This is a genomic window from Bradyrhizobium sp. SZCCHNRI3043 (genome assembly GCF_032377735.1).
In the GTDB taxonomy this organism is placed as follows: Bacteria; Pseudomonadota; Alphaproteobacteria; order Rhizobiales; family Xanthobacteraceae; genus Bradyrhizobium.
In genome coordinates this window covers 373,229-390,682 of record NZ_JAUHID010000002.1, presented here as the reverse complement: position 1 = coordinate 390,682, position 17,454 = coordinate 373,229, and the positions used below count along the sequence as shown (strand labels likewise).

The window sequence follows — 17,454 nt, the reverse complement described above, 5'->3', positions numbered from 1 at the left end:
CTCACTCCGCCGGATTGGCGATCGACAGCAGCGGCGCGTCGACCGCGCGGATGGCGCTGCGCCGCGCCTCCGTCGGCCCCGCGTGCTGCCGGTCGAGATCGCGGCTGAGCAGGCGCATCACCGCCACCGATGCATCGGCGATGACGGCGCGATAGCCGCCGGTGGCACGTGCGAACAGGTTGTAGATCACGACCGCGGGAATCGCGGCGGCGAGGCCGAAGGCGGTCGCGAGCAGCGCTTCCGCAATGCCGGGCGCCACCACCGCGAGGTTGGTCGTATGCGCATGCGAGATGCCGATGAAGCTGTTCATGATGCCCCAGACCGTGCCGAACAGGCCGACGAACGGCCCGACCGCGCCGACCGTGGCGAGAATGCCGATGCCGCGGCCGATGCGCGCCACCGCCGCCGCCTCGATCCGCTCGAACTGCCAGGAGACACGCTCCTTGATGCCATCGGCGGGGAGGCCACGCGACTTGTCGATCTCGTCATCGGCGACGGCCAGCAGCCGGCCGACCACACCGTCGTCGGCGGAAATGCGTCCCGTCGCATCCGACAGCGCGCGCGCGGCCATCGCGATGCCGAGCGCGCTGCGCGAGGTGCGCAGTGCCGCGCGGAGTTGGATCGTCTTCACCACCAGAACGGTCCAGGTTGCGACTGAAGCCAGCGCCAGCCCGATCATCACCGCCTTCACGACGATGTCGGCCTGCATGAACATGGTCCAGGGCGACAACGCCTCCGGCAGCGTGCTCGCGATATTGGCGATGTGCGCCTGATCCATGGCCGTACTCCCTCGGTGGCCCCGTGGTTGGTGATCACGATCCCGGCGTGGATCGCATGGGGCCATGCCGGATCGTGTCGAGGCCTTGTTGTTTCGTGTCGTTGGGGCAAAGTCACGGCGAAGATCGCGACAATCCCGATCGTCAAAGAGTGCCGCCTGTCCCCACCGGCTTCAAGGCACTTGCTGTGTGGAAGTTGTCCTATGCGACCCGGGAATAATTCCCGAATGGAACGGGAAGCCCCTCACCTCTGGGCCAAAAGAAAAGGCCGGGATTGCTCCCGGCCTTCGTGATGGGATTGCCGGTCGAGCCGGACGACGACTTCAGAGCGTGGGCTCACTTCGCCTCTGCGCGCTTCGGCGGGGTCGCCGGCCACGACTTGATCAGGGTGTCGTAGTCGATCGTCTCGCCCTTCGGCTTCTCGTTCGCGAGCTTGCGCTGCGGAGCGATGTTGCCGTCCTTGGCCGACTTGTTGAACCAGAACTCGGCCGATTCCTTCTTGTTCAGCTTCGGACCGCATTCGCCCTGGACCTTGGATTTCTCGAGACGCTCGAGGACGGAGTCCTGGGCGGCTGCGAGCGCATCCATCGCGGCCTGCGGCGTCTTCGCACCGGACGACGCATCGCCGATGTTCTGCCACCACAGTTGCGCCAGCTTCGGATAGTCGGGCACGTTGTTGCCGGTCGGGGTCCACTGCACGCGCGCGGGCGAGCGGTAGAACTCGACGAGGCCGCCGAGCTTCGGCGCACGCTCGGTGAACGACTTGTCCCAGATGTCGGATTCACGGATGAAGGTGAGACCGACATGGCTCTTCTTCAAGCTGACCGTCTTGGAGACGATGAACTGCAGGTACAGCCAGGCGGCCTTGCGGCGATCCGGCGGGGTCGACTTCAGCAGCGTGAGCGAGCCCGCGTCCTGATAGCCGAGCTTCATGCCTTCCTTCCAGTAGGCGCCGTGCGGCGACGGAGCCATGCGCCACTTCGGCGTGCCGTCAGCGTTCACGACCGGCAGACCCGGCTTCACCATGTCGGCGGTGAAGGCGGTGTACCAGAAGATCTGCTGGGCGACGTTGCCCTGCGCGGGCACCGGGCCGGCCTCGGAGAAGGTCATGCCCTGCGCCTGCGGCGGCGCGTACTTCTTCATCCAGTCGAGATATTTGGTGATCGAGTAGACCGCCGCCGGGCCGTTGGTGTCGCCACCGCGCTCGACCGAGGAGCCGACCGGACGGCAGCCTTCCATGCGGATGCCCCATTCGTCGACCGGCAGGCCGTTCGGGATGCCCTTGTCGCCGTTGCCGGCCATCGACAGCCAGGCGTCGGTGAAGCGCCAGCCGAGCGAGGGATCCTTCTTGCCATAGTCCATGTGGCCATAGACCTTGACGCCGTTGATCTCCTTGATGTCGTTGGTGAAGAACTCGGCGATGTCCTCATAGGCCGACCAGTTCACGGGCACGCCGAGGTCGTAGCCATACTTGGCCTTGAACTTGGCCTTGTAGTCCGGATTGGTAAACCAGTCGTAGCGGAACCAATACAGGTTCGCGAACTGCTGGTCGGGCAGCTGATAGAGCTTGCCGTCCGGAGCGGTCGTGAACGACTTGCCGATGAAGTCGTTGACGTCGAGATAGGGGTCGGTGACGTCCTTGCCCTCGCCCTTCATGTAGTCCGACAGCGCGATGGTCTGGCCGTAGCGGAAGTGGGTGCCGATCAGGTCGGAGTCGTTGATCCAGCCGTCATAGACGTTCTTGCCGGACTGCATCTGGGTCTGCAGCTTCTCGACGACGTCACCTTCCTGGATGATGTCGTGCTTGAGCTTGATGCCGGTGATCTCGCTGAACGCCTTGGCGAGCGTCTTGGCTTCGTACTCATGCGTGGTGATGGTCTCGGAGACGACGTTGATCTCCATGCCCTTGAAGGGCTCGGCGGCCTTGGCCAGCCACTGCAGCTCCTTCAGCTGCTCTTCTTTCGAGAGCGTCGAGGGCTGGAATTCGCTGTCGATCCACTTCTGGATCGTGGCGTCGTCGGCAAGCGCCGGCACGGACAGCGTCATGGTCGCGGCGAACAGCGCGGCAGCGCTGGTCATCGCGAGATAGCTTGCCTTGGTCAGGTGATGCTTCCTAGGTTTCAAGTGTCGCATGCTTTCCTCCTTGAGCGACGTATCCAGGTCCGGGTTGCCCCCGGATCTGCCCTTCCTCGCCTGCCTCAGACGGTGCGAAAGATCGCAACGGCGGATGCAAGCGAAATTGCGGTCGCGAGCCACAGGCTCGAAACCTCAAAACTGTCCTCGCCGACCGGCAGGGTCGCGATCGTGTCGGTGCCGACAAGCCCGATCCAGACGAGGTGAATGACGGCGGCCGAGATCAGCGAGATGAACAGACGGTCGCCGCGCGTGGTCGGAATGCGCAGCACGCCGACGCGCTCGGCCTCGGGATAGCGCGCGGCGAGTAGCGTCATGACGCCGAGGGTGCAGGCCAGCGCGGCGAAGAAGATCGCCGTCGGCGCAGTCCAGGCCATCCATGCGATGCTGTCCATGGCTATCAGCTCCCGGCGATAATGGACCCCCTCCCCCGCTTGCGGGGGAGGGTTGGGGTGGGGGCGCCGCGAGTCCGACTGCCCAAGAGGAGAGATGCCCCCACCCGTATCGCATCTGGCGATGCGATGCGGCCTCCCCCGCAAGCGGGGGAGGCGGAACGGAGGCCGTGGCGACAAGTGTGCATGATCACACCCGCCCCAGCGCGAAGCCGCGCGCAATGTAGTTGCGGACGAACCAGATGACGAGCGCGCCCGGGATGATGGTCAGCACGCCGGCAGCCGCGAGCAGGCCCCAATCCATGCCGGACGCCGAGACCGTGCGCGTCATCACCGCCGAGATCGGCTTGGCATAGACCGATGTCAGCGTGCGCGCGAGCAGCAGCTCGACCCAGGAGAACATGAAGCAGAAGAAGGCGGCGACGCCGATGCCGCTGGCGATCAGCGGCACCAGGATCTTCACGAAGAAGCGCGGGAACGAATAGCCGTCGAGGAACGCGGTCTCGTCGATCTCACGCGGGACCGAGGACACGAAGCCCTCGAGGATCCAGACCGCGAGCGGAACGTTGAAGATGCAATGCGCGAGCGCGACCGCCCAGGGCGTATCGAACAGGCCGATCGCGGAATAGAGGTTGAAGAACGGCAGCGCGTAGACCGCGGCCGGCGCCATGCGGTTCGACAGCAGCCAAAAGAACAGGTGCTTGTCGCCGAGGAAGCGGTAGCGCGAGAACGCATAGGCCGCCGGCAGCGCCACGAGGATCGAGATCACCGTGTTGAGGATCACGTATTTCAGCGAGTTGATGTAGCCGGAATACCAGCTCTCGTCGGTGAAGATGCGCATGTAGTTGGCCAGCGTCGGCTGATGCGGCCAGAGCGTCATCGTTGTGACGATCTCGTTGTTGGTCTTGAAGCTCATGTTGACGAGCCAGTAGATCGGCAACAGCAGGAAGACCAGGAACAGCGAGATGATGATGCGACGGCCCGGAATGGTGTTCATCACGCGCCCCCCTTCACCGGCCGGCGCTCGGCGCCGGCATTGGTCATGATGGTGTAGAACACCCAGCACACGACGAGGATGATCAGATTGTAGACCAGCGATAGCGCCGCCGCCTTGCCGAGGTCGAACTGGCCGAGCGCGATCTTGACGAGCTCGATCGAGATGAAGGTCGTCGAATTGCCCGGTCCGCCGCCGGTGACGACGAACGGCTCGGTGTAGATCATGAAGCTGTCCATGAAGCGCAGCAGCACGGCGATCAGCAGCACGCGATGCATCTTTGGCAGCTGGATTGCGGTAAACACCGCCCAGCGCGAGGCGCCGTCGATCTGCGCAGCCTGATAATAGGCGTCGGGGATCGACTTCAGGCCGGCATAGCACAGCAGCGCCACCAGGCTGGTCCAGTGCCACACGTCCATCACGATGACGGTGGCCCAGGCATCGAGATCGTTGGACACGTAATTGTAGTCGATGCCTACGCTCGTCAACGCATAGCCAAGCAGGCCGATGTCGGGCCGGCCGAAAATCTGCCAGATGGTGCCGACCACGTTCCACGGAATCAAGAGCGGCAGCGCCAGCACGACGAGGCAGAAGGCCACGGTCCATCCGCCCCGCGGCATCGACAGCGCCACGACGATGCCGAGCGGCACCTCGATGGCTAGAATTGCGAGCGAGAAGATCAGGTTGCGCCCGAGCGAGGCGAGGAAGCGGCCGCCGAGATCGGTCGAGGGATCGAGCAGCTCCTTGAACCAGCCGACACCGTTCCAGAAGAACTGGTTGTTGCCGAACGTGTCCTGCATCGAATAGTTCACCACCGTCATCAGCGGCAGGATGGCGGAGAACGCCACCAGCAGGAACACCGGCAGCACCAGGAACCAGGCCTTGTTGTTGATGGTCTTGTCCATCACTCAGGCTCCCTCGACGAGACGGCTGTCGGCATAGACATGGACATAGGCTGGATTGAACTTCAGCCCGATCGCCGAGCCCTGCGGCGAGAAGCCGGCCGGCAGTCGCGCGGCGAACTTGACGTCGCCGACACGAACGCGCGCGAAGCGGATGCGGCCGAGATCGTCGACGCGCTCGATATTGGCATCGAGCAGGCCGGGTCCGGGCTGAGCGACATCGACGAATTCCGGACGGACGCCGATCTCGATCTTGGCTCCGGCCGGCAACGCGTCGTAGCTGCGCGCCAGCGTCAGGGTGTGACCGTCGATGCGGGCTTCACGTCCCTTCACCTCGGCCGAGAGGATGTTCATGCCGGGCGAGCCGATGAAATAGCCCACGAACGTATGCGCGGGTTTGTCGAACAGCTCGGCCGGCGTGCCGCTCTGCACGACGCGGCCGTCATGCATCACGACGACGGTGTCGGCGAAGGTCAGCGCCTCGGTCTGATCGTGGGTGACGTAGATCATCGTCAGGTCGAGCTCGCGATGCAGCGCCTTCAGCTTGGAGCGCAGCTGCCATTTCAGCTCGGGATCGATCACGGTCAGCGGCTCGTCGAACAAGACGGCGGCGACGTCGGAGCGCACCAGGCCGCGGCCGAGCGAGATCTTCTGCTTGGCGTCGGCGGTCAAGCGCGTGGCCTTGCGGTTGAGGTACGGTGTGAGATCGAGCAGACGCGCGATCTCTGCAACGCGCTTGTCGATCTCGGCCCTTGGCACGCCGCGGTTCTTCAGAGGAAACGCAAGATTTTCGCCCACCGTCATCGTGTCGTAGATGACCGGAAACTGGAACACCTGCGCGATGTTGCGTTCGCGGGTCGAGGCTTTGGTGATGTCCTTGCCGTCGAACAGGATCTTGCCGTGCGAGGGCGTCAGGATGCCGGAGATCAGGTTGAGCAGCGTGGTCTTTCCGCAGCCGGACGGGCCGAGCAGCGCATAGGCGCCGCCCTGGCGCCAGGTCATCGTGACCGGCTTCAGCGCGTAGCTTTCGATATCGCCGCTGTTACCGTTATAGGCGTGGGCGAGATCGACGAGGTCAATGCGGGCCATGCGGCATCTCCCTCAGATCGCCGGCGCCGCGACCAGACGGTCGCCGGCGTCGAACACGAACACATTGGCAGGATCGAGCACGGCGTCGAGGACCTCGCCGGGCTCGTATTCATGGACGCCGTGCAGCACCGCGACCCAGTTCATACCGTCGCGCGTCAGATGCACGAAGCTCTCCGATCCCGTGATCTCGGTGACCGAGACGGTCGCGGGAAAGGCATGGCGGCCGTGGCTGCCGTCGCCTTTGCCAAGCCCGAGCTGATGCGGGCGAAAGCCGACGCGATAGGCGCCGTCCGGCAGAGCGGCATAGAGGCCGACCGCCGGCGCCTTGACCCCGCCGGCATACTCCACGCTCTCGCCGCGCTTCTGGATCTCGACCGTGTTCATCGGCGGATCCGAGAATACCTGGCCGACACGTAAGGTGTCGGGTCGGCGATACACGGCCGCGGTGTCGCCGGCCTGCAGCGCCTGCCCTTCCCACATGCAGATGGTGCGGCCGCCGAGCAGCAGCGCCTCCGAGGGCTCGGTGGTGGCATAGACGAAGATTGCGCCGGATGCCTCGAAGATGCGCGGCAGCTCGGTCCGCAGCTCCTCGCGCAGCTTGTAGTCGAGATTGGCGAGCGGCTCGTCCAGCAGCACGAGGTCCGCACCCTTCACCAGTGCGCGCGCAATCGCCGTGCGCTGCTGCTGGCCGCCGGAGAGCTGCAGCGGCGTGCGCTTCAGATAGGGCTCGAGCCGCAGCAGCCGGGCCGCTTCCGCCACGCGCTTCTCGATCTCCTGGCGCGACTTGCCTTGCACGCGCAGCGGCGAGGCGATGTTCTCATAGACCGAGAGCGAGGGATAGTTGATGAACTGCTGATAGACCATCGCGACCGAGCGCTGCCGCACGTCGGCGCCGGTGACGTCCTTGCCGTCGACCAGCACCCGCCCCGTGGTCGGCCGGTCGAGGCCGGCGAGCAGCCGCATGATCGAGGTCTTGCCGGACAGCGTCGGCCCGAGCAGCACGCTCAGCGTGCCGCGCTGCAAAGTCAGCGAGACGTCGCGAATGGTGGTCACGCCGTCGACGATTCGGGAGACGTGATCGAGCGTGACGCTCATGCGCGCCCTCCCGCCTCACGCGCCGGCACGGCGGAGCGCTCGCGATTGGCCGTGATCCACGCATCGAGCGCGGCGATCTCAGCCGCCGACATCCGCAACCCCAGCTTCGATCGACGCCACACGATGTCCTCGGCCGTCAACGCCCACTCGTTCGTCATCAGGTACCTGACTTCACGCTCCGTCAAGGTGCCACCGAAATCCTGGCCGAGATCGGCCAAAGATGTCGCACCGGCGAGCATGGCCGCAGCCCGCGTGCCATAGGCATGGGCGATCCGCTTCGCATGTGCATCCGACAGGAACGGATAGGTCTTGCGGAGATCCGCAATCAACGGCGCAACGGCCGAAACCTTCATGTCGCCGCCGGGCAGCGGCGCCTTGCCGGTCCACCCCTCCTCCGCCTTGCCACCTTTCACATAGGGCGCGAGACGCTCCAGCGCCTCTTCCGACAGGCGCCGGTAGGTGGTGATCTTGCCGCCATAGATCGACAGCAGCGGCAAGCCGCCGGGCGTATCGAGCTCGAACACGTAGTCGCGGGTCGCCGCCTTGGCCTCGCTGGCGCCATCGTCATAGAGCGGACGCACGCCGGAATAGCTCCACACCACGTCGGCCGGCGTCACCGGCTTGGCGAGATATTCGCCGAGCGCGGCGCAGAGATAGGCGATCTCCTCGTCGGTCGCCTTCACCTTGGCCGGATCGCCCTGATAGTCGCGATCGGTGGTGCCGATCAGCGTGAAATCCTGCTGATAGGGAATGGCGAAGATGATGCGGCCGTCGGCGTTCTGGAAGATGTAGGCGCGGTCGTGGTCATAGAGCTTGCGCACCACGATGTGCGACCCCTGCACCAGCCGCACTTTCGCTTTCGCATTGACGCCGGCGCCGGTCGCCAGCACCTGCTCGACCCAGGGACCGGCGGCATTGACCAGCGCGCGCGCCTTGATGGTCTCGCGCTCGCCGGTCTGCGTGTTCTCGGTGGTGACCAGCCAATGGCTGCCATCCTGCCGGATTTCGATCGCGCGCGTGCGGGTGCGGATGACGGCGCCGCGATCGACGGCATCGCGCGCGGTCAGCACGACCAGACGCGCATCGTCGACGAAGCAGTCGGAATATTCGAAGCCCTTGCTGTAGCGCCCGGGGATCAAGGGGCGGCCGACCTCGTCGCTGCGCAGGTTCACCGACCGCGTCGGCGGCAGCAGCTTGCGGCCGCCGAGATGATCATAGAGGAACAGGCCGAGGCGCAGCAGCCAGGCCGGGCGCAGGCCCGAATGATGCGGCAGCACGAAACGCAACGGGCGGATGATGTGGGGCGCGATCTGCCACAGGATTTCGCGCTCGATCAGCGCCTCGCGAACCAGCCGGAACTCGTAATATTCAAGGTAGCGCAGGCCGCCATGCACGAGCTTGGTGGACCAGGACGAGGTTCCGCTCGCCAGATCGTTCATTTCACAAAGGAAAACGGAATTTCCGCGTCCGGCCGCATCGCGCGCGATGCCGCAACCGTTCACGCCGCCTCCGATAATGGCGAGGTCGTAGATCCGCTCCAACAGACGCATCCCCCGGCAATCGCCTTGACTGTGGCGATTTCACTTTCGGTTTCGAGTTAAACACAAACGAAAGTGAAAGCAAATCGAAATTCGCATGTTGGGCCGCGATTGGGCAAAACCTGCCCAAACTGGGATCAAGGAGCCTGCGAGAGTGGCGGAAAGTCAGGCGCGGCGGAGCACGGCGGACCCCGCCGTTTCGGTTGCCTCCGCGGCGTCGTCGGCGTCGGCGGCGGGCATCGCCGAGACCACCTCGATGCCGCGGCTATGGCAGAGGCTGGCCAGTCCGTCCGGCAGTGGCCGGTCGGTGACGAAGGTCTGGATCTGGCTGAGATGGGCGATGCGCACCGGCGCGCTGCGATGAAGCTTGGTGGAATCGGCGACCAGCATCACGCTGCGGGCATTGGCGATGATGGCCTGGGCGACCTGCACCTCGCGATAGTCGAAGTCGAGCAGCGCGCCCTCCTCGTCGATCGCGGATGCGCCGATGATCGCGTAGTCGACCTTGAATTGGCCGATCAGCTGCGTCGCCGTCGATCCGATCACGCCGCCATCCGAGCGCCGCACCGTGCCGCCGGCCACGATCACCTCGATGCGCGGATGCGGATAGAGCAGCATCGCGACGTTGAGATTGTTGGTGATGACGAGCAGGTCCTGGTGCGACGACAGCGCGCTCGCCACCTCCTCCGTCGTGGTGCCGATGTTGATGAAGAGCGAGGAGCCGTTCGGAATCCGCGCGGCGGCGACCGCGCCGATCGCCTTCTTCTCGTCGGCAGCGACGAAGCGCCGCGCCTCGTAGGCGAGATTCTCGACGCCGGAGGCGATGATGGCGCCGCCATGGATGCGCGTCAGCGCGCGCTGCTCGCACAGATCATTGAGGTCCTTGCGGATGGTCTGGGCCGAGACTTCGAAGCGGCGCGCGAGATCCTCCACCATGACGCGGCCGGAGGCGCGGGCGATGTTAAGGATGTCGGTCTGGCGTTGGGAAAGGACGGCCATGGCAAGCTTTCAGGACAAGCTGCACCATGGTGATGCTGATCGAGTCAAGCGTCAATCGGCGAAGCATTGGGCGCATCGCAGCAATCGCCGGCTCGGAGCACGTCCGGCGCGGCACGGTCCGGCTGACGTGCGCCGGCGGCCGCGTGCGCCAAGCTCGCTCAGGCGGCTGCGCTCAGCTCGCCGGTCACGAGCCGAAGCGCGGCGCGTTCGGCTTCGCGGGCATTGCGAAACACCTGGCCCTCGAGGGCATTGAAGCGGTGGGACGCCGCGAAGAAGCGGAAGCCGCCACGATCGCGGACGACGATCCCCGCCGCCTGGGAGCTGACCTCGATGATATAGGTGTCGGACATTGCGAAATCCCGTCGTTCATTCCGGGCGTATAACAGGGCTCTATGACGAACGTTCCGGTCCTGGAGCCGCCGGCTATCCGATCTGCATGCCAACAGGAAATTGTGTGGATGTTATGTTGGCTGCGCTGCACGCGCCTTCGCCGTCACGACACGGCCGAATCAGCGTGGATCATTCGGGACGAGCGTCGGCCTGCGCAGCGACGCATCGGCCCCGCCGATGCGATCGTGATGCTGACCGAGCAACTGATAGATGGTGCGCAGATCCTTCAACACCTCGACTTGATCTTCACGAAACGCACTGAGCTGATTCTCGTAGACGCAAATCCTGCGCTCGGCGTGGAGAAGCCGCTGCTGCAGCTTCTTCAGGACCTGCAAGATCAGTTTCTCGTCGACGTCCGACATGGACTTCCTCCCACCCTGTTCGCGCACCGCGCCCCGCCATTTCCCTGTGCCGGCATTTTTTTCCGGCTGGCCCTTTTGGCCTTGTTGATCGGAAGCGGACTACCAACCTCGATGCCCGTCCGATGCGCCACTCGAAGCGCGCAATGAGGCAGAGACGCGGCATCGCACCTCCAAGCAACCAGAACTTGCAAATATCGTAAACACGCCTGCCCTGTGGACAAGACCTACATCGCGCGAGATTGATCGGCACAGACGCCGCAAACGCGTGCTCGAATGAACGCGCGCCGCCGGATCACGGTTCCTATGCCGAGCAAGTGGCATATGCCGGGCATTAACTGATGTTATTTTGGCGGGAGACCAAGATTGCGATCAGGCCGGGGTCGCCCCGTCGCGCCGGATCGGCTGCGGCCGGCCGTCGTCGTCGATCGAGACGTAGGTGAAGTTGCCGTCGGTGACGAGGATCGGCTGCTCCTCCTTCCGGCGCAGCACCCAGGCTTCGAGACGCACCGTCATCGAGGTGCGGCCGACGCGGACGAGATGCGCATAGACCGAAACGAGATCGCCGACATAGACCGCCTTGCGAAAGTTCATCGCCTCGATCGCGACCGTCACCGTGCGCGACTTCGCGACCTTGGCGGCGTACACGCCGCCGCCGACGTCCATCTGGCTGAGCAGCCAGCCGCCGAAGATGTCGCCATTGGCATTGGTGTCGGCCGGCATCGCCAGAGTGCGGATGCAGAGATCGCCGCGGGGCTCGGTCGGCGCGGACAGCGCGGCATGGACGGTCGCTTCGGTCACGTCGGATGGTCTCCAATTGCGGGAGCGTTCAAGAGGCGTCGAGCAAGGCTGTCAGTCTGGCCTCGCCATTTCGAACATCGCCTCCTGCATGATCTCGAAATAGTCGCCGCGACGGCCGGCGCGGACGATCGGATGCGCCAGCGCAGTCTGATAGACCCCGTCCTTGATCAGCGTCTTGTCGATATGCACGCCGACCACCTCGCCGAGCGTCAGCCAGGCCTGCGCCTTGGCACCATCGGCGCCCTGCAGCTGAATGATCTGCGTCACTTTGCACTCGAACGCCACGGGGCTTTCGCCGACCCGCGGCACGTTGACGAATTTGCACGGCACCGGCGTGACGCCCGCGAGCTTGAACTCGTCGACCTCGCGCGCGACATGCGCGGCGGTCGCATTCATCTGCGTGGCCAGGCCGCGCGTCACCAGGTTCCAGACGAACTCGCCGGTGTCCTGGATGTTGGCGACCGAGTCCTTCCACTGCGTCGAGGAGAAGCCGATGATCGGCGGGGTGTAGTTGAAGGCGTTGAAAAAGCTGTAGGGGGCGAGATTGACGTGACCGTCCGGATCGCGCGACGAGATCCAGCCGATCGGACGGGGGGCGACGATGGCATTGAAGGGATCGTGGCGGAGGCCGTGGCCGTTCTTCGGTTCGTAGAAATGCACATCCCGTCCAGTCACGCGACCGTCCCTTCCGTCATTGCGAGGAGCGCAAGCGAGAGCCGCACACGCCGCCCTGGATTGCTTCCGCCGTCGCCCTTTGGGCTATGGCGGACAGGTCGCTTCGCTCGAATGACGGCGAACTTAGCTTGCAGCGCCCCTGGAACCAAGCCCTGCCAGCACGAAATCGATCATCTCGTCGACCGTCGGGCCCGGCTTGGTTGCGCATTGCGCGATCATCTGCGGATGGAAGAAGCGCATCATCGCGGTCGTCGCACATTTTGCCGCCAGCGGCAGGTCGGTGACGGCGAATTCGCCGGAGGCCGCGCCCTGCCCGATCACGCGGCCGATGATCTCGGTGATCAGCAGCATGTGCGCCTCGCAGACGTCCCAGCTCTCCTCCATCGCCACCGCGACCATCTCGTGCAGCTTGTTGTCGCCGACATAGCGCTCGGTGTTCATGCGATGAATGGTGCCGAGCAGCTCGCGCAGCCGCGGCGCCGCAGGCCCTGCCCGCTCCGCGATCGCGATGGCAGCCGCCTCGACCTGCGCCATCAGCGTGCGGGCGACACCCCGGTGGATCGCCTTCTTGGAATCGAAGAACCGGTAGACATTCGCCGGGCTCATGCGGAGCTCCTTGGCGATGTCGGCGACGGTCGTCTTCTGGTAGCCGATCTGTCGAAACAGACGCTCAGCAACGACGAGAATGCGTTCGTGCGTATCGGATTCGATATGGTCGGAAACCAGGGTCATCATGCCTGCGATCTTGTTGGTCCTTCATTCGGCGGCCTCGGCCAAAGGAAGCGCGGGCCTCGGCACGTCAACGTGCTGCGTTGCGGAATGATCCGCGTCCTTCGCTCCGCGCTCGTCCAGGCTCTTGCGGAACCATAGGGCATACAATCCTGGCAAGTACAGCAGCGTGAGAAAGGTTGCAACGAACAACCCGCCCATGATGGTGATCGCCATCGGGCCCCAGAACGCCGAGCGCGACAGCGGGATCATGGCGAGGATCGCGGCCAGCGCGGTGAGCACCACGGGCCGGGCGCGGCGCACCGTGGCCTCGATGATCGCGTCCTTGCGGGTCAGACCATGGGCGACGTCGGTCTCGATCTGATCGACCAGGATCACCGCGTTGCGCATGATCATGCCGGCAAGCGCAATCAGGCCAAGCAGCGCCACGAAGCCGAACGGCGCGTTGGCGACATTGAGCCCGAGTGAGGCACCGACAATGCCGAGCGGCGCGGTCAGGAACACAAGGATCAGCCGCGAGAAGCTCTGCAGCTGGATCATCAGCAGGGTCAGCATCACGATGACCATCAGCGGAAACAGCACGAAGATCGAGGCATTGCCCTTGGCGGATTCCTCGAACGCGCCGCCGGCCTCGATCCGGTAGGCGGGCTCGAGGTGGTTGCGGATGTCCTGTAGCTTCGGCGAGATCTGGTTGGTGACATCGGGCGCCTGGACCCCGTCCGCCACGTCGGCGCGCACGGTGATCGCCATGTCGCGGTTGCGCCGCCACAGGATCGGCTCCTCGTGGGAATACTCGATCCTGGCGATCTGCTGCAGCGGCACCGCGATGCCGTTCTTCGAGGTGATGGTGAGATCGCCGACATGGGCGAGATCCAGCCGCTCGGACGGCGCCGCACGCGCGACGACGCCGACCTTCTCGATGCCGTCGCGGATGGTCGTGACCTGCACGCCGGAGATCAGCATCGCCAGCGATTGCGACACGTCCTGCGGGGTCAGGCCAAGTGCGCGGGCACGATCCTGGTCGACGACCAGCTTGAGGTAGGGCGACTGCTCGTTCCAGTCGAGCTGCGGATCCCTGACGTTCGGGTTCTGGCGCATGACGTCGCGCACCTGGTAGGCGATCTCGCGCACCTTGGCCGCATCGGGGCCGATGATGCGGAACTGGACGGGGAAGCCGACCGGCGGACCGAAATTGAAGCGATCGACCCGGACGCGCGCTTCGTTCAGCTCGCCATTCGCAGCCGCGGTCTCGATCTTGGCCTTGATGCGCTCGCGCGCGGCGACGTCCTTGGCGACGATCACGATCTCGGCGAAGGCTTCGTTCGGCAGTTGCGGGTTGAGACCGAGCCAGAAGCGCGGCGAGCCCTGCCCGACATAGGCGGTGTAGGTCTCGATGTCCTTGTCGTCCTTCAAGAGCGCTTCGGCCTTGCGTGCCGCCTTCTCGGTGACGCTGAAGGCGGTGCCCTCCGGCAGCCGCAGCTGCAAGAACAGCTCGGGCCGCTCCGACAGCGGAAAGAACTGCTGCTGGACATGGCCGAAGGCCACGATCGATGCCGCGAAGACGCCGACCGTCGCGGCAACGGTGGTGATTCGATGCGTGACGCACCAGCGCACGATGGCGCGCAGGCCGCGATACATGCGCGTGTCGTAGACCGCGTGCTCGTCATGGCCGTGATGGGCCTTCATGTCGGGCAGCAGCTTGACACCGATATAGGGCGTGAAGATCACGGCGACGAACCAGGACGCGACCAGCGCGATGGCGACGATCCAGAAGATGCTGCCGGCATATTCGCCGACGGCCGAATTGGCGAAGCCGATCGGCAGGAAGCCGGCGGCCGTGACCAGGGTCCCGGTCAGCATCGGGAACGCGGTGGATTCCCAGGCAAAGGACGCGGCGCGCATCCGGTCCCAGCCCTGCTCCATCTTCACCACCATCATCTCGACCGCGATGATGGCATCGTCCACCAGGAGGCCGAGCGCGATGATGAGGGCTCCGAGCGAGATGCGATGCAGGTTGAGCCCCATGATGTTCATGACGATGAAGACGAGCCCGAGCACCAGCGGCACCGACAATGCCACGACGATGCCGGTGCGCCAGCCGAGCGCCAGGAACGACACGAACAGCACGATCACCAGCGCTTCGACGAACGAGTGCACGAACTCGCTGACGGCGTGCTCGACCACCTTGGGCTGGTCGGCGATCTGCTCGATCTCGATGCCCTGCGGCACCGCCTTCATGAAATCCGCGGCGGCGGCGTGCACCTCCTTGCCGAGCTCCAGGATGTTGGCCTCCTTGGCGGTGACGACGCCGATGCCGAGCGCGGGCTTGCCCTCCTGCCGCACCTTGAAGCTCGGCGGATCGACGAAGCCGTGGCTGACGGTGGCGATATCGCCGAGCCGGAACACGCGTCCGTTGCTTTCGACCGGCGTCTCCGCGACCGCCTTGGCGCCGTCGAGCGCGCCGGTGACGCGCAGCGGCACGCGCTGCGACGAGGTCTCGACCGTGCCGGCCGGGGTCACATTGTTCTGCTTGGCAAGCGAATCGAACAGCGCCTGCGGCGTGATGCCGAGGGTGGCGAGCTTGGCATGGCTGAACTCGACATAGATGCGCTCGTCCTGGGTGCCGTAGAGATTGACCTTGGTAACGCCGGCGACCTTCAGCAGGCGCTGGCGCAGGCCTTCGGCGGTCTTCTTCAGCTGCGCATAGTCGGCGCCGTCGCCGGTCATCATGAACAGGATGGAATCGACGTCGGAGAACTCGTCATTGACGAACGGACCGATGATGCCCGACGGCAGCGACGACTGCACGTCGTCGAGCTTCTTGCGGATCAGATAGAACAGGTGCGGCACCTGGGCCGGCGGGGTCGAATCGCGGAAGGTCACCTGCATCGCGGTGAAGGCCGGCTTCGAATAGGTCTGCACCTTCTCGAAGTAAGGCAGCTCCTGCAGCTTCTTCTCGATGGGGTCGGCGACCTGGCTCTGCATCTCAGTCGCCGTGGCGCCGGGCCACATCACCGAGACGTTGACGACCTTGACGGTGAAGAACGGATCTTCGGCGCGGCCGAGCTTCTGATAGGAGAAGAAGCCGGCGACGCCGAGCGCGACGATCAGGAACAGCACCAGCGGCGGATGATTGACCGCCCAGGCCGACAGGTTGAACCGCTTCATGGGTGCTCTCCGAGATTCGATATCACTGGTCCGAGCCGTTGCTGTTAGTCACCGTCATTGCGAAAGAAGCGACCTGTCCGCCATAGCCCAAAGGGCGACGGCGGAAGCAATCCAGAATCCGCCTGCAGAAAAAACAGTCTGGATCGCGCCGTCGCTTCACTCCTCGCGATGACGACCGTTACGTCCGTCATTCCGGGGCGATGCGAACGCATCGAACCCGGAATCTCGAGGTTCCGGGTTCGCACTACGTGCGCCCCGGAACGACGGCAGAGCTAGAACGTCAGCGCCGACACGACGCGCACCCTCTGGCTGGGATCGATCTTCTGCACGCCGAGCGCCACGACCTTGTCGCCTTCGTCAACGCCTGACGTGACGAGCACGTCCTTGCTGTCATAGGCCTTCACCTTCACCGGCTTCAGCGTCACCTCGCCCTTGTCGTTGACGACGTAGAGCGACGGATCGCGGCCATCGCTGAACAGCGCCGACAGCGGCAGCCGCGCGACGCGCGTGGTGGCGGGATCGGCGAGCGTCAACGTCGCGGTCATGCCGAGCGAGACGGCGTCGCCAGCGTCCGGCAGCGAGAACTTGGCGAGATAGGTGCGCGTCGCGGAATCGGCGGTGGGCGCGATCTCGCGCAGCTTCGCCGCATATTGCTTGTTTGCCTCCGACCACAATGTGACGTAGGCGCTGCCGGTCTTGGCGCGCTCGAGCAGGGTCTCCGGGATCGCGACAACGGCTTCCTTCTCGGCAAAGCGCGCGACACGGATCGCGGCCTGGCCGGCGGCAACGACCACGCCTGGCTCGATCATGCTCGCGGTGACGACGCCGCGCGCGTCGGCAACCAGCGTCGCATAGGACAACGAGTTGCGTGTCAGCTCGACCGAGCGCTCGGCGCGATTGAGCCGCGCCCTCGCCTCGTCGGCGGACGCCCTGGCCTGGTCCATCTGGGCATCCGTGGTCCAGCCCTTGGCGCGCAGCTCCTTGGCGCGGGTCTCGGCAGCGGAGGCCTGCGCCAACACGCCGGTGGCGGCGCGGAATTCGGCTTCGGCCTGCTCGGCCTGCAGCTTCAGGTCGACCTCGTCGAGCGTGGCGAGCGGCTGGCCGACCTCCACGGTCTGGCCGACCTCGACCAGGCGCTTGGCGACCTTGCCGGCGACGCGGAAGCCGATATCGGCCTCGATGCGCGGCCGGATGGTGCCGACGAAGCTGCGCTCGGGCGTCTCGGCCTCGTAATGGACGGGCGCGACCAGAACCGGCCGGACCGGCTCGGCCTTCTGGGCGACGGTTTCATTGCACCCGGCCAGGGCGACGGCCATCGTGGCCAGCGCAAGGCCGGTCAACAGCTTGGAATAGCTCGCGAAAATCAGGCGGATCAACATGGGGCACCCTCGCTGCTCTTACGAGGAAGTGTCGA

16 protein-coding genes are annotated in these 17,454 nt (G+C 65.0%); all 16 read right to left on the bottom strand.

All coding sequences use genetic code 11. The annotated features are described in order from the left end of the window. Position 1: 1 nt before the first annotated feature. The 16 genes from exbB to QX124_RS07530 all read right to left on the bottom strand — a co-directional run bounded on the left by exbB (position 2) and on the right by QX124_RS07530 (position 17,419). Positions 2–778: a tonB-system energizer ExbB gene (gene exbB / locus QX124_RS07605; protein WP_315796816.1), complete on the bottom strand. Its 777-nt coding sequence runs from the start codon at positions 776–778 to the stop codon at positions 2–4. Positions 779–1,112: 334 nt separating this feature from the next. Beyond that, positions 1,113–2,855: an ABC transporter substrate-binding protein gene (locus QX124_RS07600; RefSeq protein ID WP_315738720.1), complete on the bottom strand. Its 1,743-nt coding sequence runs from the start codon at positions 2,853–2,855 to the stop codon at positions 1,113–1,115. 119 nt (positions 2,856–2,974) lie between these two features. Beyond that, positions 2,975–3,304 (bottom strand): DUF2160 domain-containing protein, encoded by a 330-nt coding sequence (locus tag QX124_RS07595; RefSeq protein ID WP_315738392.1) that lies wholly within the window; start codon positions 3,302–3,304, stop codon positions 2,975–2,977. A 187-nt stretch (positions 3,305–3,491) separates the two neighbouring features. Next, complete coding sequence (locus QX124_RS07590; RefSeq protein WP_315796815.1) at positions 3,492–4,298, bottom strand: carbohydrate ABC transporter permease; 807 nt, start codon at positions 4,296–4,298, stop codon at positions 3,492–3,494. Beyond that, complete coding sequence (locus QX124_RS07585; RefSeq protein ID WP_315796814.1) at positions 4,298–5,200, bottom strand: sugar ABC transporter permease; 903 nt, start codon at positions 5,198–5,200, stop codon at positions 4,298–4,300. The genes QX124_RS07590 and QX124_RS07585 overlap by 1 nt, the downstream gene beginning before the upstream one ends. A gap of 3 nt (positions 5,201–5,203) precedes the next feature. After that, the gene (locus QX124_RS07580; protein ID WP_315796813.1) at positions 5,204–6,286 is read right to left on the bottom strand and encodes an ABC transporter ATP-binding protein; all 1,083 of its coding nucleotides are present in this window, start codon (positions 6,284–6,286) and stop codon (positions 5,204–5,206) included. A 12-nt stretch (positions 6,287–6,298) separates the two neighbouring features. Beyond that, a complete protein-coding gene (locus QX124_RS07575) occupies positions 6,299–7,381 on the bottom strand; it encodes an ABC transporter ATP-binding protein (protein ID WP_315796812.1) in 1,083 nt (360 codons plus the stop codon). After that, the gene (gene glpD, locus QX124_RS07570; RefSeq protein WP_315738397.1) at positions 7,378–8,931 is read right to left on the bottom strand and encodes a glycerol-3-phosphate dehydrogenase; all 1,554 of its coding nucleotides are present in this window, start codon (positions 8,929–8,931) and stop codon (positions 7,378–7,380) included. The genes QX124_RS07575 and glpD overlap by 4 nt, the downstream gene beginning before the upstream one ends. Positions 8,932–9,084: 153 nt before the next feature. Then, positions 9,085–9,918, bottom strand: coding sequence for a DeoR/GlpR family DNA-binding transcription regulator (locus QX124_RS07565; RefSeq protein WP_315773407.1), 834 nt, complete (start codon positions 9,916–9,918; stop codon positions 9,085–9,087). 158 nt (positions 9,919–10,076) lie between these two features. Then, a complete protein-coding gene (locus QX124_RS07560) occupies positions 10,077–10,268 on the bottom strand; it encodes a hypothetical protein (protein ID WP_315738399.1) in 192 nt (63 codons plus the stop codon). A gap of 159 nt (positions 10,269–10,427) precedes the next feature. Next, positions 10,428–10,670 (bottom strand): hypothetical protein, encoded by a 243-nt coding sequence (locus tag QX124_RS07555; RefSeq protein ID WP_315738400.1) that lies wholly within the window; start codon positions 10,668–10,670, stop codon positions 10,428–10,430. A 369-nt stretch (positions 10,671–11,039) separates the two neighbouring features. Then, positions 11,040–11,468: an acyl-CoA thioesterase gene (locus tag QX124_RS07550; RefSeq protein WP_315773405.1), complete on the bottom strand. Its 429-nt coding sequence runs from the start codon at positions 11,466–11,468 to the stop codon at positions 11,040–11,042. Between the two features lie 51 nt (positions 11,469–11,519). After that, the gene (locus tag QX124_RS07545) at positions 11,520–12,143 is read right to left on the bottom strand and encodes a flavin reductase family protein (RefSeq protein ID WP_315796811.1); all 624 of its coding nucleotides are present in this window, start codon (positions 12,141–12,143) and stop codon (positions 11,520–11,522) included. A gap of 123 nt (positions 12,144–12,266) precedes the next feature. After that, positions 12,267–12,875 carry a TetR/AcrR family transcriptional regulator gene (locus QX124_RS07540; protein ID WP_315773451.1) on the bottom strand — a complete coding sequence of 203 codons (609 nt, stop codon included), beginning with the start codon at positions 12,873–12,875 and terminating at the stop codon, positions 12,267–12,269. Positions 12,876–12,899: 24 nt separating this feature from the next. After that, the gene (locus QX124_RS07535; protein ID WP_315773401.1) at positions 12,900–16,040 is read right to left on the bottom strand and encodes an efflux RND transporter permease subunit; all 3,141 of its coding nucleotides are present in this window, start codon (positions 16,038–16,040) and stop codon (positions 12,900–12,902) included. Between the two features lie 272 nt (positions 16,041–16,312). Then, positions 16,313–17,419, bottom strand: a complete 1,107-nt coding sequence (locus QX124_RS07530; RefSeq protein WP_315738404.1) for an efflux RND transporter periplasmic adaptor subunit — start codon at positions 17,417–17,419, stop codon at positions 16,313–16,315. Positions 17,420–17,454 lie beyond the last annotated feature (35 nt).

Bases quoted from the DNA above. Each gene is read 5' to 3' on its own strand.
- exbB (WP_315796816.1), bottom strand. From the start codon at position 778: ATGGATCAGGCGCACATCGCCAATATCGCGAGCACGCTGCCGGAGGCG.
- QX124_RS07600 (WP_315738720.1), bottom strand. From the start codon at position 2,855: ATGACCAGCGCTGCCGCGCTGTTCGCCGCGACCATGACGCTGTCCGTG.
- QX124_RS07595 (WP_315738392.1), bottom strand. From the start codon at position 3,304: ATGGACAGCATCGCATGGATGGCCTGGACTGCGCCGACGGCGATCTTC.
- QX124_RS07590 (WP_315796815.1), bottom strand. From the start codon at position 4,298: ATGAACACCATTCCGGGCCGTCGCATCATCATCTCGCTGTTCCTGGTC.
- QX124_RS07585 (WP_315796814.1), bottom strand. From the start codon at position 5,200: ATGGACAAGACCATCAACAACAAGGCCTGGTTCCTGGTGCTGCCGGTG.
- QX124_RS07580 (WP_315796813.1), bottom strand. From the start codon at position 6,286: ATGGCCCGCATTGACCTCGTCGATCTCGCCCACGCCTATAACGGTAAC.
- QX124_RS07575 (WP_315796812.1), bottom strand. From the start codon at position 7,381: ATGAGCGTCACGCTCGATCACGTCTCCCGAATCGTCGACGGCGTGACC.
- glpD (WP_315738397.1), bottom strand. From the start codon at position 8,931: ATGCGTCTGTTGGAGCGGATCTACGACCTCGCCATTATCGGAGGCGGC.
- QX124_RS07565 (WP_315773407.1), bottom strand. From the start codon at position 9,918: ATGGCCGTCCTTTCCCAACGCCAGACCGACATCCTTAACATCGCCCGC.
- QX124_RS07560 (WP_315738399.1), bottom strand. From the start codon at position 10,268: ATGTCCGACACCTATATCATCGAGGTCAGCTCCCAGGCGGCGGGGATC.
- QX124_RS07555 (WP_315738400.1), bottom strand. From the start codon at position 10,670: ATGTCGGACGTCGACGAGAAACTGATCTTGCAGGTCCTGAAGAAGCTG.
- QX124_RS07540 (WP_315773451.1), bottom strand. From the start codon at position 12,875: ATGACCCTGGTTTCCGACCATATCGAATCCGATACGCACGAACGCATT.
- QX124_RS07535 (WP_315773401.1), bottom strand. From the start codon at position 16,040: ATGAAGCGGTTCAACCTGTCGGCCTGGGCGGTCAATCATCCGCCGCTG.
- QX124_RS07530 (WP_315738404.1), bottom strand. From the start codon at position 17,419: ATGTTGATCCGCCTGATTTTCGCGAGCTATTCCAAGCTGTTGACCGGC.